The sequence below is a fragment of the Cryobacterium sp. N19 genome, from assembly GCF_002929595.1.
In the GTDB taxonomy this organism is placed as follows: Bacteria; Actinomycetota; Actinomycetes; order Actinomycetales; family Microbacteriaceae; genus Cryobacterium; species Cryobacterium flavum.
Map to the genome: position 1 here is coordinate 86459 of NZ_PJJR01000047.1, position 25231 is coordinate 111689.

Consider the following 25231-nt stretch of genomic DNA (forward strand, 5'->3'; position numbering starts at 1 on the left):
GCTACGGGGTGGGTGTGGCGGTGGGCGCGGGGGCCAGCGCCGCGGCGATCATGGCCTGGATGGCGGCGTAGTCGGGGTTCTCGGGGTCGACACCGTTCTCGGGAATCAGGGGCACCGAGATGACCGGCAGTTCCTTGGTTTTCGAGGCGAGGTTCACGAAGTAGCCGAGCATGCCCTGCGGCACGTCGGTCTTGACGACGCGCGTGCCGGCGGCGGCCACTCCCTGGAATTTGGCGAGCACGTTCGCCGGGCTGGCCTGCGCGAGCAGGGCCTCCTGCATCTGCGTCTGGCGCTGCATGCGGTCGTAGTCACTCGTGCCGTGGCGGGAGCGGGCAAACCAGAGGGCGTGGTAGCCATCCATGTGCTGCATGCCGGGCTCAAACCAGAACAGCACCTTGGTGAAGGTCTCGTCGGTGTGCACCGGAACCCGGTTCTTCACGTCGATGTCGACGCCGCCGAGGGCGTCGATGAGGTCGGAGAAGCCCTGCATGTCAATGAGCACGAAGTATTGGATGGTGAGTCCGGTGATGCCCTGTGCGGCCTCGAGCGTGGCCTGAATTCCCGGGGAGCTGCCCTCGGCCGTGGCGTTGGGGTAGTATTCCGGGCGTTTCAACTCGGCCTCGGTGAAGATGGAGTTGAGCATGCAGGCCGAGACGTCGCATCCGTCGATCGAGCCATAGCCCTCGGGGTAGAGGGCGCCGAGGGAGGATCCGGCCGAGAACGGCGCGTTCTCGAGGTTGCGCGGCAGGCTGATGGTCGTGGCCTGGCCGGTTGTGGCGTCGATACTGACCACTGAGATGCTGTCGGGGCGGAGGCCCATCCGGTCGGCACCGGCATCGCCGCCGAGCAGCAGAATGTTGTAACGGCCGTCGACCGGCGGTTGGCTCGGGCCCGCGACGAAGACGGAGGAGAGAAAGCCGCTGGCCGAGGTGGCGACGAAGGCGCCGTAGCCGGCTGTGCCGCAGACGATAACCATGAGCGCGGCGGAGAACGCCGCGATGAGCGGGCGGGCACCGGGCGCCGCCTTGATCAGGTTGATCAGGCTGAGGGTGTTGACGGTGAGCACGAGCCAGGTGACCGCGTAGAACGCGAGCACTGCGGCGGCGACCCAGAGGCCGATCGTGCTCGTGAACACCGTGAGCAGCACTTCGGGCCAGAACAGATAGACGGCGCCGGCGATGATGGCCACGGCCACCAGGGTGAGGGTGGCACCAAGGCCGAACCGGCCGAGCCGACGGTTGCCGGCCAGCACCTGCGCCGAACCGGGCAGAACGAAATTGAGTACGACAAGCCACCACGCACGCGTCGTCATAATGCGTGCGGAGCCGGAATTCGGGTGCCGGATCGGGTCGGAAACACTACTCATAATCGCTCTTGGAGGTCCCGGTTCTTCTGCTCAACCAGATCTGCGAGCTGTACCGAATAGTCTTCGAGCTTCACGCGCAGCGCGTCGTCGCTCGTGGCCAGAATCTTGATCGCGATCAGCGCGGCGTTCTTCGCTCCGCCGATCGATACGGTAGCCACCGGAACGCCGGCCGGCATCTGCACGATCGACAGCAGCGAGTCGAGGCCGTCGAGCAGCCCGAGAGGAACGGGCACGCCCACCACGGGCAGCGTGGTCATGGCGGCGAGCATGCCGGGCAGGTGCGCGGCTCCCCCGGCTCCGGCGATGATCACCTTGAGGCCGCGGGCCTGCGCGGTGCGGCCGTAGTCGAGCATCCGTTCTGGGGTGCGGTGTGCAGAGACAACCTGCACCTCGTGCGCGACCCCGAAGTCCTTCAGGGTTTGAGCTGCAGCGCTCATGACGGTGAAGTCGGAGTCGCTGCCCATGACCAGGCCGACGATAGGCTTGCTGCCGTCAGTAGGCACAGTGGATGTCTCGGTGTTATCTGGCACGCAGATGATCCTATGGCTCAGTCCTGAAAGATTTGTGCAGTGGCGCGCGCCTGATAGGCAACTTCATCGAGATCGTCGCCGCCCGCCGTCACGTGGCCCACCTTGCGGCCGGGCCTCGATGCCTTGCCGTAGTTGTGCACCTTTACAAGCGGATGCTCCGCGAGAGCGCTCCCATAACGATCACCCAGCGAGCCTGACGCGGGTCCACCAAAGATGTTCACCATCACCGTCCACGGGTCCCGGGCGCCGGTTGCGCCCAGCGGCAGATCAAGCACAGCGCGGAGGTGCTGCTCGAACTGGCTCGTGGTCGAACCCTCGATCGACCAGTGACCACTATTGTGCGGGCGCATCGCCAGCTCGTTGATGAGGAGGCGCTCATCCGTGGTCTGGAACAGCTCGACGGCGAGCACCCCGGTGACGCCGATGCCCTCGGCCACGGCAACGGCGATGTCGGTGGCGACGTCGGCGAGACGCCCCATGGACTGGGGGGCCGGCGCGATGACCTCGGCGCAGACGCCGTCTTTCTGCACGGTCTCCACGACCGGCCAGACGGCGATCTCGCCGCTGGGGCGGCGGGCGACCACCTGGGCGAGCTCGCGGCTGAAGTGCACGAGCTCTTCGACCAGCAGGGCACCGCCGTTGCCGTCTTCGGCGAGCGCCTGAAACCAGTCGTCAACGTCGTGTTCGTGACTGACCACGCGCACGCCCTTGCCGTCGTAGCCGCCGCGGGCGGTCTTCACGACGGCGCGGCCGCCGTGGTCCTTCAAAAAGTCGGCGAGGCCGGCCACGTCAGTGATGCGGGCCCAGTCCGGCACGGGCAGGCCCAGTTCGGCAAGTTTCTCGCGCATGAGCAGCTTGTCCTGCGCGTAGAGCAGGGCGTCGGGGCCGGGGTGCACCCTGACGCCCTCGCGCACGAGCTCGCGCAGAATCTCCTGCGGCACGTGTTCGTGATCGAAGGTGATCACGTCGACGGTCTTGGCGAAGGCGAGCACGGTGGCCAGGTCGCGGTAGTCGCCCACGCGGACCGCGGCGAGTTCGGCGGACATGCCATCGGCTTCAGCGAGAACCTTGAGCTCGATGCCGAGGTTCACGGCCGCGGGGATCATCATGCGGGCCAGCTGGCCTGCGCCAATCACACCGACGGTTAAAGCCATTTGTTCACCATTTTCTATGCAAGCGTTCAGCTAAACGAACGGGAATACCCAGCCAGGCAATTTCAGCACGCCGTAGACTGCGAGACTTCAATGCTTTCCTAGTGCCACTTTACCGAACGTCGGACGGACGCATGTCGATCACCCTGAAGCAGCGCCTGCTCAGCTTTCTGAGTCAGGGCCTCAAGTTCGGCGCCGTCGGTGCACTGGGCTTCGTGGTGGACTTCACGGTGTTCAACCTTCTGCGCACCACCGTGCTGGATTCCGCCGACGTACACGCCGGCCCCATCTACGCCAAGGTCATCTCGACCGTGCTCGCCATTCTGGTGAACTGGCTAGGCAACCGCTACTGGACCTTCAGCAAAAACCGGCAGGACCACACGGCTCGCGAGGGCCTGGAGTTTCTCGCGGTGAGCCTCGTGGGCATGGGCATCGGTATCGGCTGCCTCTGGTTCAGCCACTACGTGCTCGGCTACACCAGCGTTCTCGCTGACAACATCTCGGGCAACGTCGTTGGCCTCATTCTCGGCGCGGTGTTTCGCTTCGCGCTGTACCGCTACTGGGTGTTCGCGCCGAGTCGGAGCGGGGCGTCGGCATCCGTTGGTATCGCCGTGGTCAGTACCCGCACCGGGGCTATTCGGCTAGCGGCGACCCCAGAACGCTGACTCTTCGGAGAGCGCCGACTGCTCCTGCCGGCGGGAACCCATGACCGTGCTGGCCTGCTCCATGAGGTCGTGCAGCGTGCTCTGCACGAGGTCGACGTTGGGCAAGTCTTTCAACACAAGCGGATGCTCCAGCCCCGAATTTATGAGCACCGTGCCCGAGTGGAACCCGGCCTGCAGCCAGTTCTGCCGCACACTCACGTCGTAGCCGCGGCTGTGCAGCAGCTCTTGCCGGATGCGCACGAAGAACCCGTGGCGAAAGATGATGCGGCGGGTGGTGATCGTGTAGCGCTTGGTGAGCCAGGCGGCGAGCGGCAGCAGCCAGCCGAGCAGCGCCAGCAGGATGGCACCGGCGAGCAGGGCGGCGTTCTGCCACGGCTCGGGCAGGTTGCCGAAGAAGTAGCCGGTGCCGCCGGCCAGGGCGAACAAGAGCAGGGTGGGCCAGGCCAGCACCCGGGCGTGCGGGCGCAGGCGGGCAACGACCTTCTCGGGCCGGCTCTCGCGGGCGTAGCCGGAGGGTTCGGTCTCGTTGGGCTCTGTCTTCTTGGCTTTCATTACTTCTATTAATACCTCAGGTGGGTGACATCGCCGGCGGCGACAGACCGTTCTTCGCCATCGACCTGGTTGACGACGCGCAGCCTTCCCTCGGCGTCGATGCCGGTGGCGGTGCCGACCAGGTCGGTGCCGCCGGGCAGTTCCACCCGTACTGCGCTGCCGAGTGTGCCACACAGTTCTTCGACTTGCTGATGCAGTCCGCTGTGTTGGGCGTCGCCGTTGGCCTTCAGGAAGGCCTGGTACAGCGTGGCGAGCTCGTGCAGGTAGGCGGCGAGTACCGCGTCGGGTTCGGGCGCGGTGCGGGTGACCAGCAGCAGCGAGGTGGAGGTGAGGGTGGGCAGGTCGTGCTCGTCGAGCGAGAGGTTGAGGCCGGCGCCGATGATGATGCCGCTGGCGTCGGGCAGCAGTTCGCAGAGGATTCCGCACACCTTGTAGCCGTCGATGAGCACGTCATTGGGCCATTTCAGGGTCACGTCGTGGCGGGGGTCCTCGGCCTCTTTGACGCCTTCGACGGGCTTCATGCTTTTTTCCACCACGTTTTTGACGGCACGGGTCATGGCGGCGCCGGCCAGGAGCGGGAACCAGCCGAGGGTCGCCGGCGGTAACTGGGGTCGGATCAGCACCGAGATGGCCAGGGCTTTGCCGGTCGGGGCCAGCCAGACGCGACCGAGCCGGCCACGCCCCTGAGTCTGGTTGTCGGTGACGAGGGCCGAGAAATCGGGCCAGGCGGCGGCATCCGTTGTGGCGAGTTCTTTGAGCACATCGTTGGTGGAGGCGGCCTCGGACCGGTACTCGAACCGGGTGACCTCGGTGCGGCTGAGCGAAAAATCCATGGCTACTCTCTCCTTCAAACGTAACTGCGGTAATTCTGCCGAATCTGACCCCAAATGTGTTATTCCTTGCCATTTCGGCCAGGATCTCCGCAGTTATGAACGGGGAGGGCGGTAGAGGTCGCGGATTGAGCCACGATGCGGGCTGAAATGCTTGGCCAGAGGGGGAAACGACCAGTGTTGCGCCGCAAAGTTGTGGAATATCGTCAACGGAAAGCGCCCGGGGGGTGCCGGTAGAGTAAAACGGTGACTGATAAGACGCCCGCTGCGGCACCGGACCTGTATACGACGGCGGGAAAACTCGCCGACCTCAAGCTGCGCTATCACGAAGCCGTGACCGCCAGCGGGGCGACCGCCACCTCGAAGCAGCACGCCAAGGGCAAGATGACCGCCCGCGAGCGCGTCGACCTGCTGCTCGACCAGGGGTCCTTCGTGGAACTCGACGAGTTCGTGCGGCACCGCACCGTGGCCTTCGGCATGGAGAAGAAGCGGCCGTACGGCGACGCCGTCGTCACCGGAACCGGCACCATCCACGGCCGCCAGGTGGCCGTGTACTCCCAGGACTTCACCATCTTCGGCGGCTCGCTCGGCGAGGTCGCCGGCGAGAAGATCATCAAGGTGATGGACCTCGCCCTGAAGACCGGGGTACCGATCATCGGCATTCTCGACTCCGGCGGAGCGCGCATCCAGGAGGGCGTCGTCGCCCTCGGCAAGTACGGCGAGATCTTTCGTCGCAACACGGCGGCATCCGGTGTCATTCCGCAGATCTCGATCATCTGCGGCCCGGCCGCCGGTGGCGCGGTCTACTCCCCCGCGCTGACCGACTTCGTGATCATGGTCGACAAGACCAGCCAGATGTTCGTCACCGGCCCCGACGTGATCAAGACCGTCACCGGCGAAGACGTGGGCATGGAAGAGCTCGGCGGCGCCCTCACCCACAACAAGATCTCCGGCGTCTCGCACTACCTCGCCAGCGACGAGCCTGACGCGCTCGACTTCGCCCGCGCCCTGCTCAGCTACCTGCCCGACAACAACCTGGCCGAGCTGCCCGTGTTCGACAGCGAGGTGGAGCTCGAAACAACGGATGCCGACCGTCGCCTCAACACGATCATCCCCGATTCGCCCAACCAGCCCTACGACGTGAAAACGGTCATCGAGCACATCGTCGACAACGGCGACTTTCTCGAGACGCAGCCGCTGTACGCTCCGAACATCGTCGTGGGGTTTGCCCGGGTCGAGGGCCGCTCGATCGGCATCGTGGCCAACCAGCCCAACGCCATGGCCGGCACGCTGAACATCGAGGCCGGCGAGAAGGCCTCCCGCTTTGTGCGGTTCTGCGACGCATTCTCCATCCCGATTCTCACCCTCGTCGACGTGCCCGGCTTTCTGCCCGGTACCGACCAGGAATGGACCGGCATCATCCGTCGCGGGGCGAAACTGCTCTACGCCTACGCGGAGGCCACCGTGCCGCTGGTCACCGTCATCCTGCGCAAGGCCTACGGCGGCGCGTACATCGTGATGGGTTCCAAGCAGCTTGGAGCCGACACCAACCTGGCCTGGCCGACCGCGGAGATCGCCGTCATGGGCGGCCAGGGAGCCGTGAACATTCTCTATCGCGCCGAGATCAAGGCGGCCGAGCAGGCCGGCGAAGACGTCGCCGCTGTGCGCACCCGCCTGGCCAACGAGTACACCTACAACGTAGCGAGCCCGTTTCTCGCTGCGGAGCGCGGGGAGCTCGACGGCATCATTGAGCCGGCCGCAACCCGGGTATCGGTCATCAAGGCGCTGCGCGCGCTACGCACCAAGCGGGCCACCCTGCCTGCCAAGAAGCACGGGAATATTCCGCTCTAATGCCATCTTCGAAGCCTTCAGAGTTCGACCCGTCAGAGCTGGTTTTCGTGACCACGCGTGTGAGTGATGTCGAGGTGTCGGCGGTGAGCGCCGTCATCCGTGGTCTGTTGCAGGAAGAGTCCGACGAGCGTCGGGCCGCGCCGGAACTGGGCCAGAGCGCCTGGCAGCAGAACCAGCGTGCCATTCGCAAGCCCGTGTACCCCGGCGCCGGTCGCTGGCGCGGCTTCACCGGCTGACTCCCCCGCCTCTCGCCCGTGTCTACTGTGGACGGGGCCCAGGCCCCGTCCACAGGCCCAGGTTATAAACTGGGCCCCGGGACGGGGCCTGGGCCCCGTCCCCAAAATGCGGGGGCGCAACTGCCGGTCGGTCTGTCCTCCTAAATGCCGACTGTGCGGGCAGCGGGGATAGTACAGACTGAAGGTGCTCGGTGACGCTCCTGGAGTTTCACCACCAATCATTCGCTGACTAGGGTAAGCGAGCGAATGTGTTGGGGGCGAGAACGGATGCCATTCGGGTTGGCGTCCTTTCTCGAATAGTCGTTAGGGGATCAGCTTCGGCTGATCCCCTTTCGCGTTCCCACCAGCGGATGGTCCGTCACGCCACCTACTTCGCCGCCCGTCAAGCACCCCGGCACGCGGCCAGTCACGCCCCCGTCAGACCACGGCAGTCGCTGCCCGCCGAGGGATCTCCATCCACAGGTCGACTTCTTCTTCGCCGGATGAGTCCGGTCCGAGGGCGCTCACGGCCGGGTCGGGGCTGTTCAGGCCCACCACGGTCACCGCGATGGTCGCGCTGTCGGCCGACGTGCGGGCGATGATCTTATCCGCGTTCGTGCGGCCGATGGCCGTCGCGAGGGCGTTGAGCACGATCTCGAGCTCAGATCCGCTGAGGTCGTCGATCCCGCCTTCATCGAGCAGGGTGACGCTCGCACCCCGTCGCCGGGCGGCCATGACCTGCTCGCGCACGGCGTGGTTCAGCAGACGCCGCCCGCGGATTTCGTCCCGAATTGCCGCTTCGAGCAGCCGGCACTCCTGGCGGTCGGCCTCGCTCAGATCGCCGTCGCTCTCGCTGATGCGGCGCAGCATGGGCATGGCCAGGCGCATGGTCTGGGTCAGCCGAACCTGGCGCTCGTAGAGGTGAGCCTCCTGGGCGGCATGCCATCCGCTCGCCTCACGCTCGGCCCGCGCATACTGGCGCGCATCCCGGCTGGCCTTCACGAGGGCTCGAGAGAGCAGCCCGGCAGCGACCACCCAGACCACGCTGCCAATGACGCCCATGTGCCCCAGCTCGCCGACGCCGGCCCAGATGACGCTGTGCACGACGAGCGCGCCGACCCCCAGCAGGGCCAGCTGCGGGCGCTTGCGGGTGGCGGTGATCGTCATCAAGGTGCCCACCGCGGCCACGTACCAGGTGGCGTACCCCAGCCTGCCGGAGGACCCGTCGAGCTGGCTGCCCACGATCAGCGGAATCGCCACCGAGACACCCACATTGAACAGGGCCAGCGGCAGCGACATGCGCATCGGCTTGGAGGGCCAGAGGCTCGCAACCGTCGCCACGAGATACAGGCCCATGGCAGCGAAAATCGGCGCTGCCGAATGCGGTGTGTCGAGCGAATATACGCCGAGCAGCACGTGATAGCCAGAGAAGAAGGCCGCCACGATGAGGGCCAGGGCACGGGAGACAACGACGACGCCGGTCATCATTGGCCGCCCGCGTCGCGCCCGGACAGCGCGCCCTTCGCCTCGGCTGGCTGGTCGGCGATCGGCTCGCCCGCCTCACCGGGCCGTGGCCAGGTGATGGTGATGGTCGTGCCCTGGCCCAGGCTCGTGCGCAGCACTGCCACGCCGCCGGCGGTGGCCACCCGGTCATGGATCGACACCCGCAAGCCCAGGCGGCCGCTGGCGACGGTGGACACGTCGAAACCGCGGCCGGTGTCGCTGATGTCGATCGTGCATCCGCTCTGGTCGTTACCGCCCACCGTGACGCTGCGCGATTGTGCGGGACCCGCGTGCTGCACGCTGTTGACCATGGCCTGCACACTGGCCGAGTAGAGGGCCTCGGCGACATGCTCCGGAATGCTGAGGCCATCCACGCAGAGCTCGGTCACGGTGAACACGCCCGTCGCGGTCGCGGCGGAGCGGATGCGCGCGACCAACTTGCTGACGGCGACGGACGCATCGTCAAGATTGCGCTCGCCGTTGGCTTCCTGCAAGCGGATGATGGCGCTGCGAGCCATGGCGGCGGCCAGTTCCGCGCCCCTGGCATTGCGCACGCCCGCCGCAGAGAGCAGGGTCGCGAGCACACTGTCGTGCACGATGGAATCAACCTCGACACGTTCCACCTCGGTGGCGTGATGACGCACCGCCACGGAGTACTTTGCGAGCGCATTGGACTGGGCGGAATCGACCTTGGCCGTGGCCTCGCGCAGCACATAGATGATGATGAGCACGGTGCCGCCGAGCAACATTGCATAGAACGTGTCGAGCACGGCGAGCACGGTCTCGGCCTCGCCGCCGGACGGCAGCACCCGCACGAGTCCGAAGGCGACCGGGGTGATCACGGTGTAGGCGACGGCCCAGAACAACGGCAGGGCGATGGCGGCACAGGAGGTGGCGACAGTGCACATGAACCACAGCCACGGTTTGCTCGCGAGCACGAGGGTGGGATCAATCATGACCAGCGGCCAGACCAGGAGCGCGACCAGGTAGATGCCGCTCACCACGGCAGCGGAGCTGCGAATGCCACGTCGCAGGAGAGTCGCGAAGACGAACACCAGGATCGACAGGCCGAGCAGCCCGGCGAGAGGGATGGCCGCCTCGGTTTTTCGGCTGGACAGTTGCTCGAGCATAAGTGGTACGGACTGCAGGGCAAAGATCACCGCGACGGCGGCCACCGATCGCGACAGCACGATTTCGATCTGCGCGTGGCTGATCGGGTTGCGCGGCTGCCGGGCGTGGCCAAACAGGCTGCCGTCGGTCTCGAGTGCGTCGTCACCGACGGCCGTGAATGGCTGCGTTGCCGTGGAGACCAGGGTGCCCTGGCGGTTGCGGTCGCCCTGGCGGGCGGCCCGTTTAGACACCGCGGTCAGCTTCGGTGGCGTCGAGCCCGGGCAGGATTCCGTCTTCGACGGCGCGGCGCAGCAGGTCGACCTTGGTCGGCGCGGGGCGACCGACCTCGACGTACTTCACGCGAATGCGATCGAGGTATTCGCGGGCGGTGGAGTGCGCGATCCCCAACTGCATGGCGACCATCTTGAGCGGCAGGCCCGAAGCGTAGAGGTGCAGCACGTCGCGTTCGCGGCGGCCGAGCTGCGCCTTGGCGAAGTCCCGGTCGGCGTCGATGGCGGTGGCCCACTCGAGGTTGTTGAGCACGTCGCCGCGGGCAACGGATGCGACGGCCGCCATGACCGTGGTGGTCGGCGACGACTTGGGGATGACCCCGGCCGCGCCGGCAGCGAGGGCTTCCCGCACCGAGGCGACCCGGTCGGCGATGCTGTGCACGAGTACGGCGGAGCCGGTGGTTTGCACGAGGTGCACGTTGTCGGTGACGAGCGACCCGTCACCGAGGGAAAGATCGAGCACGATCACGTCGCACTTGCGGCCGGCCAGGCCGGCGACGAGCGCCTGCGCGGTTGCTGCCGCGAACAAAACTTCGTAGCCGGCGTTCTCGCAGGCGGCTTGTAAGCCCAGTCGTACCGACTCGTGGTCGTCGACAATACCGACGCGAACGGGCGCGTCGGTGGGGGTGGTTGGTACGGGATCTGCTGCTGTGTTGCTCACGGTAGGGCTGCCTTCGGGTTGTTTGGGTACAACGATAGCTATTTGCAGAGCAGCGCGACGGCTTCGACGTGGTGGGTGTTGGGGAACAGGTCGAAGGCGTGCAGGGACTTCAGCTGGTAACCCTGCTTCGCAAACAGGGCCACGTCACGGGCCAGAGCCACCGGGTCGCAGGCCACGTAGACGATTTGTTGCGGTGCAATGGCGACGAGCTGGTCAACGACGGCCTTGCCCGCTCCGGAGCGTGGCGGGTCGAGCACCACCGTGGCGGCGGCGAGACGGGCGCGTTCGGCGGCATCCGCTTCGCGCAAGAGGCGCTGCAGAAATCGGTCGACGCGGTCGGCCTCGGCGGTGGCACCGGCCCATTCCTTGAGGTTGCGGGCGGCGAACGCGACAGCTTCGGGGTCGCTTTCGACCGAGGTGATGCGGGTCGTCGGGCCGAATTTATCGCCGACGGCCGCGGCGAGCAGTCCGACACCACCATAGAGGTCGAGGTTGGAGGCGCGCGGGTCGAACGACGACGGATCGATGATGTTCTGCACCGCGTGGAACAGCGTGTCGGCGGCCATGGAGTGTACCTGCCAGAATCCGGAGCGGTCCAGCTCGAATTCGCGGTCGGCGACGATCTCGTGAATGAGACCGTGCGGCACCCGCTTGGGCTTGCCGTTGCTGTCTTTGGCCGAGACCAGCACCTGCACGTCGCCCTTGCTTGGCGCGACCAGGTCCACTTGAGCTGCGTTGTGAAACAGGGTGTCGAGCGGGGCGCGCAGTTCGAGCTCGTGTTCGGCGAGCGGCAGGTCGTCGACCGGAATCACCCGGTGGCTGCGGGCGGCGTACGGGCCGATGGTTCCGTCGGCGGCCACGTGCAGGCTGACCCGGGTGCGCCATCCGGTGCCGTCCATCGCGTCGCCGGGGCTGGCCTTGACGCTGACCGCGACCGGCTCGACCACGACGTCGGTGGCGAGCCCGGCCATGCGCTTCAGGGCGTCGGCGAGTACCTGGCGCTTGAGTTCGCGCTGGAAGCCGAGTTCGATGTGGCCGAACTCGGCGCCGCCGGCCCGATTTTCGGGGGCGCGGTCAATGGATGCCGCACTCCAGATATGCGGCTGCCGTTCGGGGGCGGCGTCGATGACGGCGACGGTTTCGGCCCGCCAGAAACTCTTGTGGTTGGCCTCGGTGAGACGGGCCCGCACCCGTTCGCCGGGCAGGGTGTCGCTGACGAAGATGACGCGGCCCTCGTGGCGGGCGATGAAGATTCCGCCGTGGGCGACGTTGGTGATGTTCAGTTCAAGCTCGTCGCCGACACTGGCAGACAATGTCGGCTCGGAGGCCTGGGGCTGGTGACTCGTGTTGCTCATCTAACGATGATCCCACACCGTTTGCCGGGCTGCGGGTTGCCGCCTGCTTGAATGGATGCTTACGCCCCGTTTGAAAAGGATCACCATGCGCCTCTATCTGGCTTCCACCTCTCCGGCTCGCCTGGCCCTGCTGCGCGCGGCCGGCATCGAACCGGTGCTGATCAACCCCGAGGTGGACGAGGCTCGGCTCGTCGCCGAGACTGAAGCCGCTGTGGGCTCGGCGCTCGAGCCGCGAGTGCTCGTGGAGCTGCTGGCGCGCGCGAAAGCGGAGGCAGCGGCATCCGCTCGGCTGGACGAACCGCTGACCGGCCTGCTGCTCGGCGGCGACTCGGTCTTCGTGCTCGACGGCGTCATCTACGGCAAGCCACACACAGCGGATGCTGCCCGCGAGCGGTGGGAGCGCCAGCGCGGTCGCACCGGCACGCTGTATTCCGGGCACTGGCTGATCGAGGTCGCTGATGGCCGGCCCGGGCGGGCGATCGGCGCGGTCGCGGTGGCCGAGGTGACCTTCGCCGACGACCTCGACGACGCCGAGCTCGACGCCTATATTGCCACCGGGGAGCCATTGTTCGTGGCGGGGGCCTTCACGATCGACAGTCTCGGTGCTCCCTTTATTACGAGTATCGTCGGGGATCCGTCGACCGTGGTGGGGCTGTCGCTACCGACGCTGCGGCGGCTGGTGCGCGCCCTCGGACACGAGTGGCCGACCCTGTGGAATCGCCCCGGAGCACTCTAGTTGTAGGCATCCGCAAGAATCTGCCGGGTCTTTTTGTGGGACAGAACCAAAAGGGATGCGGCGGCGGGCAATAGGCTAAGTGATTGTGTCACTCATAACGAAGGTCCTCATCGCCAACCGAGGCGAGATCGCCGTTCGGGTCATCCGTGCCGCGAAAGACAGTGGAATTCTCTCTGTCGCCGTCTACGCCGACCAGGATCGCGACGCTCTGCACGCCCGTCTAGCCGACGAGGCGTACGGTCTCGACGGCACCACCGGCGCCGAAACTTACCTGGTCATCGACAAGATTCTGTCGATCGCCCGCCGGAGCGGCGCTGACGCCGTGCACCCCGGCTACGGCTTTCTGGCCGAGAACGCCGACTTCGCCCGCGCCGTGATCGGCGCTGGCCTCATTTGGATCGGGCCGTCGCCCGAGGCCATCGAGCAGCTCGGCGACAAGGTCTCGGCCCGCAAGATCGCCGAAAAGGTCAATGCACCGATGGCGCCCGGCACCCTGAACCCGTGCAGCGATGCCGCCGAGGTGCTCGCCTTCGTCGACGTGCACGGCCTGCCCGTCGCGATCAAGGCCGCCTTCGGTGGCGGCGGCCGCGGCCTCAAGGTGGCCCGCACCCGCGACGAGGTTGCCGAAATGTTCGACTCCGCCACTCGGGAGGCCATTACAGCCTTCGGTCGCGGCGAATGCTTCGTCGAGAAGTATCTCGACTCCCCCCGCCACGTCGAAACCCAGTGCCTCGCCGACATGCACGGCAACGTCGTCGTCGTGTCGACCCGCGACTGCTCGTTGCAGCGCCGGCACCAGAAGCTCGTCGAAGAGGCGCCGGCACCGTTTCTCACCGAAGCGCAAACGACCGAGATGTACCGCGCGTCCAAGGCAATTCTGAAAGAGGTCGGCTACCTCGGCGCCGGAACCTGCGAGTTTCTGATCGGCCAGGACGGCACCGTCTCGTTCCTCGAAGTTAACACCCGCCTGCAGGTCGAGCACACCGTCTCCGAAGAGGTCACCGGCATCGACCTGGTACGTGAGCAGTTCCGCCTCGCAGAGGGCGGCGAACTGACCTACGGCGACCCGGTCGCATCCGCTCACTCCTTTGAATTTCGCATCAACGGAGAGGATGCCGGCCGCGGCTTTCTGCCCGCCCCCGGCCCGGTACACGTCTTCAAGCCCGCCGGCGGGCCCGGCGTGCGTGTCGACACCGGCGTGCAGTCGGGCGATGTGATTAGCGGATCGTTCGACTCGCTCATCGCCAAGCTCGTCGTCACCGGCGCAACCCGTGAACAAGCGCTCGAGCGTTCGCGCCGTGCCCTCGACGAGTTCGAGGTGGCCGGCCTGCCCACCGTGCTGCCCTTTCACCGCAAGGTCGTGCGCGACCCGGCCTTCGCGCCGACCGATGGCAAGCCTTTCACGGTCTTCACCCGCTGGATTGAGACCGAGTTCGAGAACGACATCGAACCGTGGAGCGGCAGCATGGAAGACGCCCCGGGCGAGCAGAAGCGCCACAGTATCGTCGTGGAGGTGGAGGGACGCCGCATCGAGGTGACGTTGCCCACCCGTCTGCTTCCCGGCGGCGCGAGCGCTCGTTCGGTGGGACCAGCACCGAAGCGTCGCGGCGGCCTGCACTCCGTCGACACCGCCACCGGAGACGCCATCAAGGCGCTGATGCAGGCGACCATCGTGAAGCTCCTCGTCGCCGAGGGCGACCTGGTCGTCAAGGGCGACCTGCTGCTCGTGCTCGAAGCCATGAAGATGGAGCAGCCCCTCGTCGCGCACCGCGACGGCACCGTGGGCAACGTCGCCGCCGTCGTCGGCGAGACGGTCTCTTCCGGCTCGGTGCTGCTGACGGTCTCCGACGCCGCCTAGCCTTCAGCCCTCGCGCCTCGTTTTCGAGCAGGCGCGGGGATTGAGGAACTAGAGGACTACGTGCATCGCTCGCGCAGCATCCGTTATGGAGCCGGTCAGGGAGGGGTAGACCGGGAAGGTTCGCGCAACCTCGTCGACGGTGAGGCGGTGCTCGACGGCGAGGGCGAGCGGGAAGATGAGCTCGCTGGCCTTGGGGGCAACGATGACGCCGCCGATGACCGTGCCGCTGCCGGTGCGGGCGAACAGCTTGACGAAGCCGTCCTTGATTCCCATCATTTTGGCGCGCGGGTTTTGCGACAGGGGCAACTTGTAGATCTCGCCCTGGGCGAGTCCGTCTTCAATCTGCTTCTGGGTGTAGCCGACGGTCGCGATCTCGGGCTGCGTGAAGATGTTCGCGGCCACGTTGCGAATCTCGATCGGGTTGACGGTGTCCCCCATGGCGTGGAAGACGGCGGTGCGGCCCATCATCGACGCAACGGATGCCAGCGGAATCTCGGTCGTGCAGTCCCCGGCCGCGTAGATGTTCGGAATCGAGGTTCGGGCGACGCGGTTGACCTGGATGTGACCGGAGTCGGTGATCTGCACGCCGGCCTGCTCCAGCCCGATGTTGGCGGTGTTCGGAATGGAGCCGACGGCGATGAGGCAGTGGCTGCCCTCGACCGTGCGTCCGTCTTCGAGGGTGGCGATGACGCCGGTCTTGGTGCGTTCCACCGAGGAGGCCCGCGACTTGGACAGCACCGTCATGCCATTGCGCTTGAAGACGTTTTCGATGACGTTGGCGGCGTCGGCGTCTTCACCGGGCAGAACCTGGTCGCGGCTGGAGATGAGGGTGACCTTGGCGCCGAGGGCACGATAGGCGGAGGCGAACTCGGCGCCGGTGACGCCCGATCCGACCACGATCAGGTGCTCGGGGATGGCCTTGAGGTTGTAGAGCTGGGTCCAGGTGAGGATGCGCTCCCCGTCGGGAAGTGCGGAGGACAGCACGCGGGGGCTCGCCCCGACCGAGACCACGAGGGTGTCGGCGTCGATGCGGTCGAAGTCGGTGGCGGTCGAGTCGCCGGAGGTGGCGACGATGATTCCGGTGGTGCCGTCGAGGCGTCCGTGGCCCTGTACGTAGCGCACGCCGGCGCGAATGAGCGTGGCCTTCATATCTTCGGACTGCTGGCGGGCGAGGGCGAGCAGGCGCTTGTTGACGGCGGCCAGGTTGATGGCCACTTCCGGGCGCAGGGGCTTGCCCGTTTCTCCGCGCACGAAGAACTGCACGCCGAGGTCGGTGGCCTCGCCGATCGAGTTCGAGGCCTCGGCCGTGGCGATGAGGGATTTGGAGGGGACGACATCCGTTATCACGGCGGAACCGCCGACACCGACGCTTTCAATGAGGGTGACGTCAGCACCCTGTTGTGCTCCGGCGATGGCCGCTTCGTATCCGCCGGGCCCACCGCCTAGTACTGCGATGCGCTGCTTGCGTTCGAACTCATAGGCCATGTACTCCATTCTCTCAAGGCGCCGAGCCCCCACAAAACCGCTTCGCCGTCCGCGGAGCCCGGTTTGTCCCTCGAAAAGGGCGAAAACACGCCGAATGACCGTTTCGACGGCCGTTCGGCGCGCCGATGAGCAGAATTCGCGCAGAATCTCCGTGCTCAAGGTGGGGGTTCTAGAGTAGTGAAATGTTCACGAACGAGATCAACCCGTTAGACCTGCCCGAAACAGATCCGTTTGAGGCAGCACGTTCGGCCGCTGCGGAGATCGCCGGCATCACGGGAGTGCCCCGGCACGACATCGCTCTCACCCTCGGCAGCGGCTGGGCCAAGGCCGCCGACCTGATCGGCGAGACCACGCACACCGTGGCCGCCGCAGATATCACCGGGTTCAGCGCTCCAGCGCTGGACGGCCACGCCGGCACGCTGCGCTCAATCCTGCTTCCCGGAGGCAAGCGCGCCCTCGTGATCGGCGCCCGCACGCACTACTACGAGGGCCACGGCGTGCGCCGGGTTGTGCACAGTGTGCGCACGGCGGCGGCGGCCGGTGCGACAACGATGATTTTGACCAACGGGGCCGGCGGCATCCGTGAATCGTGGAAGCCCGGAACCCCGATACTGATCAGCGACCACATCAACCTGACTGCCGATTCCCCGATCGAGGGCGCGAACTTCGTCGACCTGACCGACCTGTACTCGAAGCGACTGCGCGATCTCGCGCGCGGCATCGACCCAACCCTCGACGAGGGCGTGTACTGCCAGTTTCGCGGGCCGCACTACGAGACGCCCGCCGAGGTACAGATGGCCAAGGCCATCGGTGGCCACATCGTGGGAATGTCGACCGCGCTCGAGGCCATCGCGGCCCGGCAGGCCGGCATGGAGGTTCTCGGGCTCTCGCTCATCACCAACCTCGCCGCCGGCATTCAGAAGACCCCGCTCAGTCACGGCGAAGTGATCGAGGCCGGCGCGCTGGCCGAACCCGTGATCAGCGCGCTCCTCGCCCGGATCGTGGCCAAGCTGTGACCGGCAGCGAGCGTGGCGATTCCGAGAACGACGCCCCGACGGTTTCGCGCAGCGGCGGTCGCCATTCCGGCCCGCCAGCGGATGCCGCGGCCGACGTGACCCCTTCGGCCCCGCCGGTCACTGCGCCGGTCGTTGCGCCGGTCACCGCGCCGGTCGTTGCGCCCGTCGGTGCGCCCGTTACCGCGCCCGCAACGCCGCCAGCCACCTCGGAGCCAGCCACCTCGGATGCCGCGCCGCACGTCACCGACCCCGACGCGGCCGACGAAGTGCACACCCCGACCCGCGCCCTGCCGATCGTGCAGGACAGCGACGATGCCGGCTCCGAGCCCACCGTCGCCATGCAGACCATCGTGCACGACAGCGACGATGCCGGCTCAGAACGGACCGTTGCCATCCAGACGATGAGCCCTGATGGCACGGCAAACGACGATGTCGACGACCTCGCAACGGCTCCGGTCGCGCACGAGGCGCCGGAGACTCCGAGCGACCGCACAGCGGCGCTGCTGCAGGCGGCCAGGTCCTGGCTGAATCAGGATCCCGATCCGGAGACGCAGGCGCAGCTGCGCGCTCTCATCAATGCCGTCGACGATGGCGACACGGTGGCCCTGTCGAACCTACACTCGCGCTTTGACACCCGCCTTGCCTTTGGCACGGCCGGGCTGCGCGGTGAAATTTCCGCCGGACCGAACCGCATGAACCGCGTGCTCGTCTCGCAGGCCGCGGCCGGCCTCGCCACCTACCTGCGCCGGCACGCAGCGCCCGGCGTGACGCCATCGGTGGTCGTCGGCTACGACGGACGCAAGAACTCGCACGTCTTCGCGACCGACACGGCGGCGCTGATGGCGGGCGCGGGGGTGCGCGCCATCCTCTTGCCGCGTCTGCTGCCGACGCCCGTTCTCGCGTTCGCGGTGCGGCACTTCGACGCGAGCTGCGGTGTGATGGTGACCGCGTCGCACAACCCGCCCAATGACAATGGCTACAAGGTGTATCTGGGCGGCGCGAACAACGGCGCGCAGATCGTCTCCCCCGACGACAAGGCGATCTCGGACGAGATTCTGCGCGTCGCCGCCGACGAGCACGTCTTGAAGCTTCCGCGCGGGACGTATGAGACCGCCGAGGAAGACGTCGTGCTCGCCTACATCGCGGCGACAGCCGGCATCGCGCACACGCCGCGCGCGCAGGTGAACGCGGTGTACACCGCAATGCACGGGGTCGGCTGGGATACCACCCGCCGCGTGCTCGTCAAGGCCGGCTTCGACCTGCCGACTCTGGTCGACGCGCAGATCGCCCCGGACGCCGCATTTCCGACCGTCGCGTTTCCGAACCCGGAAGAGCCCGGCGCCATGGATCTCGCCTACGAGACCGCCCGCGAGGTGAGCGCCGAGCTGATCATCGCCAACGATCCGGATGCGGACCGCCTCGCCGTGGCCATCCCCGATCTGTCCAGCGCGAGCGGCTACCGTCGATTGAGCGGCAACGAGGTCGGCGCGATTCTCGGCTGGCGGGCCGCTGCGCTGGCTGGTTCTGACCCTGACGCTGTTATCACTGAGGAGGCCGGCGCACTCGCGTGTTCCATCGTGTCGTCTCCCGCCCTGCACGCGGTAGCGGATGCCTACGGCCTGCGTTTCGTGGAAACCCTCACCGGTTTCAAGTGGGTATCGCGGGTGCCTAACCTGATTTACGGCTTCGAAGAGGCGCTCGGCTATCTGGTCAACCCGGAGACCGTGCGCGACAAGGACGGCATCTCGGCCGCGGTCGCGCTGCTCTCGCTGGTGAGCGACCTCAAGTCGGAGGGGACCACTCTCGCCGGCTACCTGGACCTGTTCAGCGAGAAGTTCGGACACTTCGCGTCGGGTCAGATCTCAGTGCGGGTGTCCGAACTGTCCACGATCGCGCTCGTGATGACGCGTCTGCGGGAGTCCCCGCCGACCCACGTCGGGCGCATTCGGGTCGACGAGATCGACGACTTTCGCTGGGGGTTGGGCGACCTTCCCCCGAGTGACGTGTTGCGCATCCGTTTGACGGACGGGTCGCGCGTCATGGTGCGCCCGAGCGGAACCGAGCCGAAACTTAAGGTGTACATCGACACCCGCAGCACGGTCGGTACGTTGGTCGAGCGGCGCGCTGCGGCGCAGGCGGCGCTCGATGAGCTCGATCGGGGCATGCGAGCGCTGATCGCGTAGGTGGTGCGGCTGGGCGCGCGGGCGCTGCTCAGTGCTCGGGCTTTCATGGACGGGGCCCAGGCCCCGTCCACGGGCCCAGGTTATAAACTGGGCCCAGGGCTCGGGCCTGGGCCCCGTCCGCGGCGCGGTGGTTCGGGGGCGGCTAGCCGAGCAGGGAGACCGCCCGGGCGATCACGAGGGCGAGCAGCACGAAGCCGCCGAACGATTCAAGCGCCATGAGCGACTTGGCGCGCAGCGAGAGCGGCATCGTGTCGGTCGGGCTAAACGCCATGGAGTTGGACAGCGAGAAGTACACGTAGTCGAAGTATGACGCGACCCAGCCGATGCGCCGCGAGGAGCGGGCCGCGACCTCGTCGATGGCGTCGTGGTCCTCGTCCTGCGGAAAGCGAAAGTCGGCCGGGGGAAAGTCCGCACGGTCGGCATGCCGCCGGGAGACCGGGCCGCCGCGGTCGAGTTCCCAGTAGACCAGGGCGAACGCAATCACGTTGGTCACCCACACCTGCAGCGCCGCGAGCAGCAGGGTCGGGCCGTCACTCTTGCCGCTCGAGGTGAGCTGGATAACGAGCTGCACGAGCGCGACCTCGTTGGCGACGACCAGCAGAAAGGCCTGGCCAGTGGCGATATATTTCGACCAGCGGGTCTCCCGGTGCAGCCGATGCGGGTTCAGGGCGATGAGCGGGATCAGCAGGGCGATACCGATGGCGACGACCGTGTAGCGCAGGCCGGGGAGGAACGTGCTGGGCAGCGTCGCGTAGAGCGCGAGCGCAATCAGCAACCCGAGTACGGCCGGCCAGCGATGTTCGGCCCTGGCACCCTGCTTCACATTGTCGCTCATGCCGCTGAGCATAGGCCCGTCGTGCGGTCATTGGGCGTGCCCACGCGCCGTGCGGGGTTTCGGACTAGGAGGAGTGCGGGGTTTCGGAGTCGCGCGGCGCGGCCGGTCAGCGGCGTGAGGGCGGCATCGGCGCGCCGGGCCCACCTTCGAGAACCGGGCCCACGATTGATCATGGGCCCAGTTTCCGGGACCGGGCCCGGAAGGCGGGGTGGCGGGGAATCCGCTCGCCGGGCCCACCTTATGGCCCGGGGCCCAGTTTAGAAACTGGGCCCGTGGACGGGGCCTGGGCCCCGTCCACGGTGCAGCGGATGCCACGCCTCCGCCGGCGCGCAGCCAGCGGCGGGCTACCGGGCGAGGTGCGGCACGACGACAGCGCGGCCGGTGAGTTCTCCGGCTTCGAGCTTGCGGTACGCCTCGAGGGCGTCTTCCATGGCGAAGAGTTCGACATCGGGCGTGATCTGCCTGGCCTTGTACATGGCCACGACCTCGTAGAGGTCCTCGATGGTTCCCCAATAGGTGTTCGTCAAGGTGGACTCGTAGGGCGTGGTGAAGAATGACCACTCGTACTTTCCCCCCGCGATCCCCACGACGGTGAGGCGCGACTTGGTCGCCATGACGGAGGTGGCGAGGGCGATGGTCGGGGCGATTCCCACGAAATCGAAGGCGGCGTCGACGCCGCGTCCACCGGTGATTTCGCGGATCTTCGCGGCCTGGTCCGGGCCGCTGGCCACGGTGATGGCGCCGTGCGCTTCTGCGCGAGTCATGGCATCCGCTTTGGAATCGGTCGCGATCACGGTGGCGCCGGTGAGCGCCGTGAGGATCTGCACGGCAACCTGGCCGAGGCCGCCCAGCCCGACAACGAGGGCGAACTTGCCGCCGCCAGCGAGGTTTGGCAGGGAATTCTTGATCGCGTGATACGGCGTGAGGCCCGCGTCCGACAACGGCGCGGCCGCAATTGGATCGGCATCGCCGAGCGGCACCAGATTGCGTGCCGGAACCACGATGTATTCGGCCATGCCGCCATCGCGGCCGAGGCCCGATGCCAGGTACGGCATCGTGGCAGCGTTGGAGCAGTAGGTGTCTTCGCCCCGGGAACACGCCACGCAGTGTCCGCAGCCGATCGGGCCATAGACCAGGAAGGCGTCGCCGAGGGTGATGCCCTCGACTCCCTCCCCGAGCTCTTCGGCCCAGCCGGAGTTTTCGTGACCCAGCACATAACTGGGCGCGAGCTGTGGGGGCGCTGTGGCTGCCTCGAAATCCCTGTACACGGCAACATCGGAGTGACACGCGCCCGCACCGGCCACCTTCAGCAGCACTTCACCCGGACCGGGTGTGGGCTTCTCGATGTCCTTCAAAGTCGGGAAAGTCTTCCAAGCCTCAAATACGACGGCGCGCATTTTCTCTTCTTTCTAATGCTTCAGGCAATTAGGTCAGTACATGTATACGCATATAACCGTACTCCTCGTGCCTGGCCGTACTGGTCGCGAAACGATGCCACAGCGTCGTGAGCGGATGCCGCGGCGCGGCTTGGGCTGCGGCATCCGCTTCCGTTGGTTTGAGGGAGCGGTAGCGTCAGTTTTGCCGAGCTGTGAGTTTCGTTCGCCGACCCTTGAGTTTCAGGCCATTTTTGCTTAAACCGGGCTGAAACTCACGGCTCGGCGAGCGGATGCCGCCGCGCGGCGTGCTCGCGCTGGCGGGTATCCATTTTGCGGCGCTCGCCGAGTGGGCGACGGCGTGCGGGTGCCGGGCCCACCTTCGGGGACCGGGCACATGATCTATCATGGGCCCGGTTTCCGGGACCGGGCCCGGAAAGTTCCAAGGGGGGAATCGGCACGCCGGGCCCACCTTATAGCCCGGGGCCCAGCTTATAAACTGGGCCCGTGGACGGGGCCTGGGCCCCGTCCACAATGCGGGCACCATCGGCGATGCGTAAACCGTCCGCAATGCGGGCACCGAACGCTACCCGCGTGCGCACAAAGCGGGGGCTAGGAGCCCAGGGCGACCTCAAGCTTGGCGACGAGTTCGTCGACGTCGAAGTAGTTGTTGATGACGATGACGTCGGCGTTGGTCTTGCCGATCGCGTTGACGAGTTCCGACGAAGTCAGGATGACCTGCGCGTCGGCGGCGGCGGCGCGCACACCGGCGACATCCGTGGCCTGCACACTAGCGTCGATGTCGAGGCGTTCGAGAGCGCGCTCGGCATTGACCTTGAGGATGGCCGAAGTGCCCAGGCCGATTCCGCACATCACGACGATCTTCATGATCGACCGAACACGCTCTGCACGAACTCGGCGGTGGTCGCGCCGGCCAGCGCCGAAATCACCTTCGGGTCGTTGAACACGTTGGCGAGTTCGGCGACGAACTGCAGGTGGTCGTCGGCGCCGGTCACGGCCAGACCGACGATCACGCTGACCGGGTCGTTGTGCGGGTGCCCGAAGGCGACCGGCTCGGCGAGGGTGACGACGCAGAGTCCGTCGGTGAGAACATCCGCTCCCGGACGGGCATGCGCGAGCGCCAGGCCCGGCGCGATCACGATATACGCGCCGAATTCGCGAATCACCGCGATCATGCGCTCGGTATAAGCGGATGTCGCGGCGCCGGAACGCACGAGGGCGTCACCGGCCGCCGTGATGGCGGCCGGCCAGTCGTCAGCGTGCGCGCCGATGGTGATGGCGTTTAGCGGGAGGTGCGGGAGAGGCATGATTTCTTTCGGGTAAACGGGTGGTGCGGGTGAGCCGGGTCGTGGAGGTGCCGGCTCGGGCGGCCGGTCTCAGGCGTCGCCGAAGCCAGCTTCGATGGCTTCGACGAGCTCTTCGCGGTCTTCCAGCGGCAGGAAGGCGGCGTGGGCCGCGTTGAGCTGGAAGGTCTCGAGGTCGCCGAGGTCGTAACCGAAGGCATCCGAGAGCAGGGCGAGCTCCTGAGTGAGGGTCGTGTCGCTCATCAGACGGTTGTCGGTGTTGACGGTGACCTTGAAGCCGAGCTGGTAGAGCAGGTCGAACGGGTGGTCGAACAGTTCCTCGCCCCAGGCGGCGACCGCTCCGGTCTGCAGGTTCGAGGAGGGGCTCAGTTCGAGCGTGATCTCGCGGTCGCGCACCCACTGGGCCACCGGGCCGAGGGTGACGAAGGTGTTGTCGTCGTCCTGACGTTCAATCGTGACGTCTTCGGCCAGGCGCACGCCGTGGCCGAGGCGGAGGGCGCGGCCGTCGAACAGGGCGCCGCGGATGCTGTCGAGTCCGTCGGCCTCGCCGGCGTGCACGGTGACCGGCATGAATTCGCGGGCCAGCAGGTCGAAGGCTGCCCGGTGGTTTCCGGCCGGGAAGCCGGCTTCGGCACCGGCAATGTCGAACCCGACGACGCCGTCGAACCGGTAGCGCACGGCGAGTTCGGCGATCTCGAGGCCGCGGTTCGCGTGGCGCATGGCGGTGATGAGCTGGCCGATGCGGATGCTGCGGCCGGACTGCTCGACGTTCTCGATGCCTGCTTCGATACCGTCCTGCACGGCTTCGACGACCTCGTTGAGAGTGAGTCCGCGGGCTAGGTGCTGCTCGGGAGCCCAGCGGATCTCGCCGTAGATGACTCCGTCGTCGGCGAGGTCCTCAACGAATTCGCGGGCGACGCGGCTGAGGCCCTCGCGGGTCTGCATCACGGCCGTCGTGACGTCGAAGGTCTTCAGGTATTCCACGAGCGAGCCGGCGTTGGACTGGTCGGAGAACCATTCGCCCAGGGCGTCAGCATCCGTTGTGGGAAGCACGAATCCGATGGAGTCGGCCAGCTCGATGATGGACTGCGGGCGCAGGCCGCCGTCGAGGTGGTCGTGCAGGGAGACCTTGGGCAGGGTGTTGATGCTCGTGCCGCCGCCGGGCATGAGGAATTCCTCGATCAAAGTCATACGAACAAGCTCCTCGGTACGGGGACGGATGTGAACTACAACCGCGCGCCCAGCTTATCGGAGGCGCTCTGGACGGACCATCAGAAATGCGGTGAGCGGATGCCGCGCCTCCCGTCGCTTTGGTCGCCCGTCCTCGCTGCGTCTTGCAGACTGCACCGGGCCCGGAAAGCGCACGACCACGTACCCTGAGCTGTGCCCACCAAAATCATCCTCGACTGCGACCCCGGCCACGACGATGCGATCGCGTTGCTGCTCGCGCACGGCAATCCGAACATCGACCTCGTCGCCGTGACCACCGTGATGGGCAACCAGACCCTCGCCAAGGTCACCCGCAACGCTCTCTCGGTCGCCCGCGTGGCCGGCATCACCGGGGTGCCATTTGCCGCCGGATGCCCGCGCCCACTGGTTCGGCAGATTGAGACGGCGCCGTCGATTCACGGCGAGTCCGGCCTCGACGGCCCGGTGCTGCCCGAACCCACGCTCGAGCTCGACGGCCGGCACGCCGTCGACCTCATCATCGACACGATCATGGCGCACGAGCCGGGTGAGATCACCCTCGTGCCGACCGGCGCGCTGACCAACATCGCCCTCGCCGCCCGTAAGGAGCCGCGCATCGTCGAGCGGGTCAAACAGGTCGTGCTGATGGGCGGCGGTTACCACGTGGGCAACTGGTCGGCCACGGCCGAGTTCAACATCGTCATCGATCCCGAAGCCGCCCACATCGTCTTCAACGAGAAGTGGCCGTTGACCATGATCGGGCTCGATCTGACCCACCAGGCTCTCGCCACCCCCGATATCGTCGCCCGCATCGCGGCCGTCGGCACGGCGCCGGCCCGGTTCGTCGGCGATCTGCTGGCCTTCTTCGCCGAGACCTACAAGGATGCACAGGGTTTCGACTTTCCACCGGTGCACGACCCGTGCGCGGTCGCCTACGTGATCGATCCGAGTGTGATCACCGTGCGGAAGGCTCCGCTCGACGTGGAACTGGCCGGAACCCTCACCCTCGGCATGACCGTAGCGGACTTTCGCGCGCCGGCCCCATCGGATTGCACCACCCAGGTGGCCGTCGACCTGGACCACGAAAAGTTTTGGGCGCTCATCGTCGACGCCCTCGAACGCATCGGCGACCCGCCGCAGGGCTGAGCGCTCC

23 protein-coding genes are annotated in these 25231 nt (G+C 66.9%); 8 read left to right on the forward strand and 15 right to left on the reverse strand.

The annotated features are described in order from the left end of the window. Position 1: 1 nt before the first annotated feature. The 3 genes from CXY78_RS05825 to CXY78_RS05835 all read right to left on the reverse strand — a co-directional run bounded on the left by CXY78_RS05825 (position 2) and on the right by CXY78_RS05835 (position 3050). Positions 2–1366 (reverse strand): LCP family protein, encoded by a 1365-nt coding sequence (locus CXY78_RS05825; protein WP_233206102.1) that lies wholly within the window; start codon positions 1364–1366, stop codon positions 2–4. After that, positions 1363–1830 carry a 5-(carboxyamino)imidazole ribonucleotide mutase gene (gene purE, locus CXY78_RS05830; protein ID WP_092341640.1) on the reverse strand — a complete coding sequence of 156 codons (468 nt, stop codon included), beginning with the start codon at positions 1828–1830 and terminating at the stop codon, positions 1363–1365. The genes CXY78_RS05825 and purE overlap by 4 nt, the downstream gene beginning before the upstream one ends. An 83-nt stretch (positions 1831–1913) precedes the next feature. After that, positions 1914–3050: a 5-(carboxyamino)imidazole ribonucleotide synthase gene (locus CXY78_RS05835; protein WP_092341614.1), complete on the reverse strand. Its 1137-nt coding sequence runs from the start codon at positions 3048–3050 to the stop codon at positions 1914–1916. Between the two features lie 131 nt (positions 3051–3181). Between CXY78_RS05835 and CXY78_RS05840 the strand changes: the two genes are divergently transcribed. Further along, positions 3182–3712, forward strand: coding sequence for a GtrA family protein (locus CXY78_RS05840; RefSeq protein ID WP_104088546.1), 531 nt, complete (start codon positions 3182–3184; stop codon positions 3710–3712). On the opposite strand, the gene CXY78_RS05845 is transcribed toward CXY78_RS05840, so the two are convergent. After that, entirely contained in the window at positions 3689–4264 is a 576-nt protein-coding gene (locus CXY78_RS05845; protein ID WP_092341612.1) for a PH domain-containing protein, read from the reverse strand. The genes CXY78_RS05840 and CXY78_RS05845 overlap by 24 nt on opposite strands. An 8-nt stretch (positions 4265–4272) precedes the next feature. Next, positions 4273–5097 carry a biotin--[acetyl-CoA-carboxylase] ligase gene (locus tag CXY78_RS05850; protein ID WP_104088547.1) on the reverse strand — a complete coding sequence of 275 codons (825 nt, stop codon included), beginning with the start codon at positions 5095–5097 and terminating at the stop codon, positions 4273–4275. A 243-nt stretch (positions 5098–5340) separates the two neighbouring features. On the opposite strand from CXY78_RS05850, the gene CXY78_RS05855 reads away from it, so the two are divergent. Together CXY78_RS05855 and CXY78_RS05860 are read left to right on the forward strand one after the other, a co-directional pair. Then, positions 5341–6945: an acyl-CoA carboxylase subunit beta gene (locus tag CXY78_RS05855; RefSeq protein WP_092341610.1), complete on the forward strand. Its 1605-nt coding sequence runs from the start codon at positions 5341–5343 to the stop codon at positions 6943–6945. 47 nt (positions 6946–6992) lie between these two features. Then, complete coding sequence (locus CXY78_RS05860) at positions 6993–7181, forward strand: acyl-CoA carboxylase epsilon subunit (protein WP_158253279.1); 189 nt, start codon at positions 6993–6995, stop codon at positions 7179–7181. Between the two features lie 417 nt (positions 7182–7598). Here CXY78_RS05860 and CXY78_RS05865 read toward each other — a convergent pair whose 3' ends face one another. The 4 genes from CXY78_RS05865 to CXY78_RS05880 are packed head-to-tail and all read right to left on the reverse strand — an operon-like array spanning position 7599 to position 12079. Beyond that, entirely contained in the window at positions 7599–8648 is a 1050-nt protein-coding gene (locus tag CXY78_RS05865) for a hypothetical protein (protein ID WP_233197437.1), read from the reverse strand. After that, entirely contained in the window at positions 8645–10024 is a 1380-nt protein-coding gene (locus CXY78_RS05870; protein WP_104088550.1) for a sensor histidine kinase, read from the reverse strand. Before CXY78_RS05870 ends, CXY78_RS05865 begins: the two co-directional genes overlap by 4 nt. Further along, positions 10017–10724, reverse strand: a complete 708-nt coding sequence (locus CXY78_RS05875; protein WP_092341607.1) for a response regulator transcription factor — start codon at positions 10722–10724, stop codon at positions 10017–10019. Before CXY78_RS05875 ends, CXY78_RS05870 begins: the two co-directional genes overlap by 8 nt. 38 nt (positions 10725–10762) lie before the next feature. After that, on the reverse strand, positions 10763–12079 hold the full coding sequence (locus tag CXY78_RS05880) for a class I SAM-dependent RNA methyltransferase (RefSeq protein WP_092341606.1): 1317 nt from the start codon (positions 12077–12079) through the stop codon (positions 10763–10765). An 85-nt stretch (positions 12080–12164) separates the two neighbouring features. Here CXY78_RS05880 and CXY78_RS05885 point away from each other — a divergent pair, with 85 nt between their 5' ends. Both CXY78_RS05885 and CXY78_RS05890 read left to right on the forward strand, forming a co-directional pair. Continuing rightward, on the forward strand, positions 12165–12815 hold the full coding sequence (locus CXY78_RS05885) for a nucleoside triphosphate pyrophosphatase (RefSeq protein WP_174774993.1): 651 nt from the start codon (positions 12165–12167) through the stop codon (positions 12813–12815). 85 nt (positions 12816–12900) lie between these two features. After that, positions 12901–14673, forward strand: coding sequence for a biotin carboxylase N-terminal domain-containing protein (locus CXY78_RS05890; RefSeq protein ID WP_104088622.1), 1773 nt, complete (start codon positions 12901–12903; stop codon positions 14671–14673). A 48-nt stretch (positions 14674–14721) separates the two neighbouring features. Here the strand turns inward: CXY78_RS05890 and CXY78_RS05895 are convergent, their stop codons facing one another. Further along, positions 14722–16158 (reverse strand): NAD(P)H-quinone dehydrogenase, encoded by a 1437-nt coding sequence (locus CXY78_RS05895; protein ID WP_092341605.1) that lies wholly within the window; start codon positions 16156–16158, stop codon positions 14722–14724. A gap of 182 nt (positions 16159–16340) precedes the next feature. On the opposite strand from CXY78_RS05895, the gene CXY78_RS05900 reads away from it, so the two are divergent. Together CXY78_RS05900 and CXY78_RS05910 are read left to right on the forward strand one after the other, a co-directional pair. Further along, entirely contained in the window at positions 16341–17174 is an 834-nt protein-coding gene (locus CXY78_RS05900; protein WP_104088552.1) for a purine-nucleoside phosphorylase, read from the forward strand. A gap of 401 nt (positions 17175–17575) precedes the next feature. After that, positions 17576–19357 carry a phospho-sugar mutase gene (locus CXY78_RS05910; protein ID WP_104088624.1) on the forward strand — a complete coding sequence of 594 codons (1782 nt, stop codon included), beginning with the start codon at positions 17576–17578 and terminating at the stop codon, positions 19355–19357. A gap of 142 nt (positions 19358–19499) precedes the next feature. Here CXY78_RS05910 and CXY78_RS05915 read toward each other — a convergent pair whose 3' ends face one another. From CXY78_RS05915 to CXY78_RS05935, 5 genes are all read right to left on the reverse strand, one after another. Then, the gene (locus tag CXY78_RS05915; RefSeq protein WP_092341635.1) at positions 19500–20192 is read right to left on the reverse strand and encodes a DUF1345 domain-containing protein; all 693 of its coding nucleotides are present in this window, start codon (positions 20190–20192) and stop codon (positions 19500–19502) included. A gap of 344 nt (positions 20193–20536) precedes the next feature. Next, on the reverse strand, positions 20537–21589 hold the full coding sequence (locus CXY78_RS05920; RefSeq protein ID WP_104088555.1) for an NAD(P)-dependent alcohol dehydrogenase: 1053 nt from the start codon (positions 21587–21589) through the stop codon (positions 20537–20539). Positions 21590–22177: 588 nt separating this feature from the next. Then, entirely contained in the window at positions 22178–22453 is a 276-nt protein-coding gene (locus tag CXY78_RS05925) for a PTS sugar transporter subunit IIB (RefSeq protein WP_092341602.1), read from the reverse strand. Next, complete coding sequence (locus tag CXY78_RS05930) at positions 22450–22893, reverse strand: PTS sugar transporter subunit IIA (protein ID WP_092341601.1); 444 nt, start codon at positions 22891–22893, stop codon at positions 22450–22452. The genes CXY78_RS05925 and CXY78_RS05930 overlap by 4 nt, the downstream gene beginning before the upstream one ends. A 69-nt stretch (positions 22894–22962) precedes the next feature. Next, entirely contained in the window at positions 22963–24081 is a 1119-nt protein-coding gene (locus CXY78_RS05935) for an adenosine deaminase (protein ID WP_092341600.1), read from the reverse strand. Positions 24082–24273: 192 nt separating this feature from the next. Between CXY78_RS05935 and CXY78_RS05940 the strand changes: the two genes are divergently transcribed. Then, positions 24274–25224, forward strand: a complete 951-nt coding sequence (locus tag CXY78_RS05940; protein WP_092341599.1) for a nucleoside hydrolase — start codon at positions 24274–24276, stop codon at positions 25222–25224. The last annotated feature ends 7 nt before the right edge of the window (positions 25225–25231 follow it).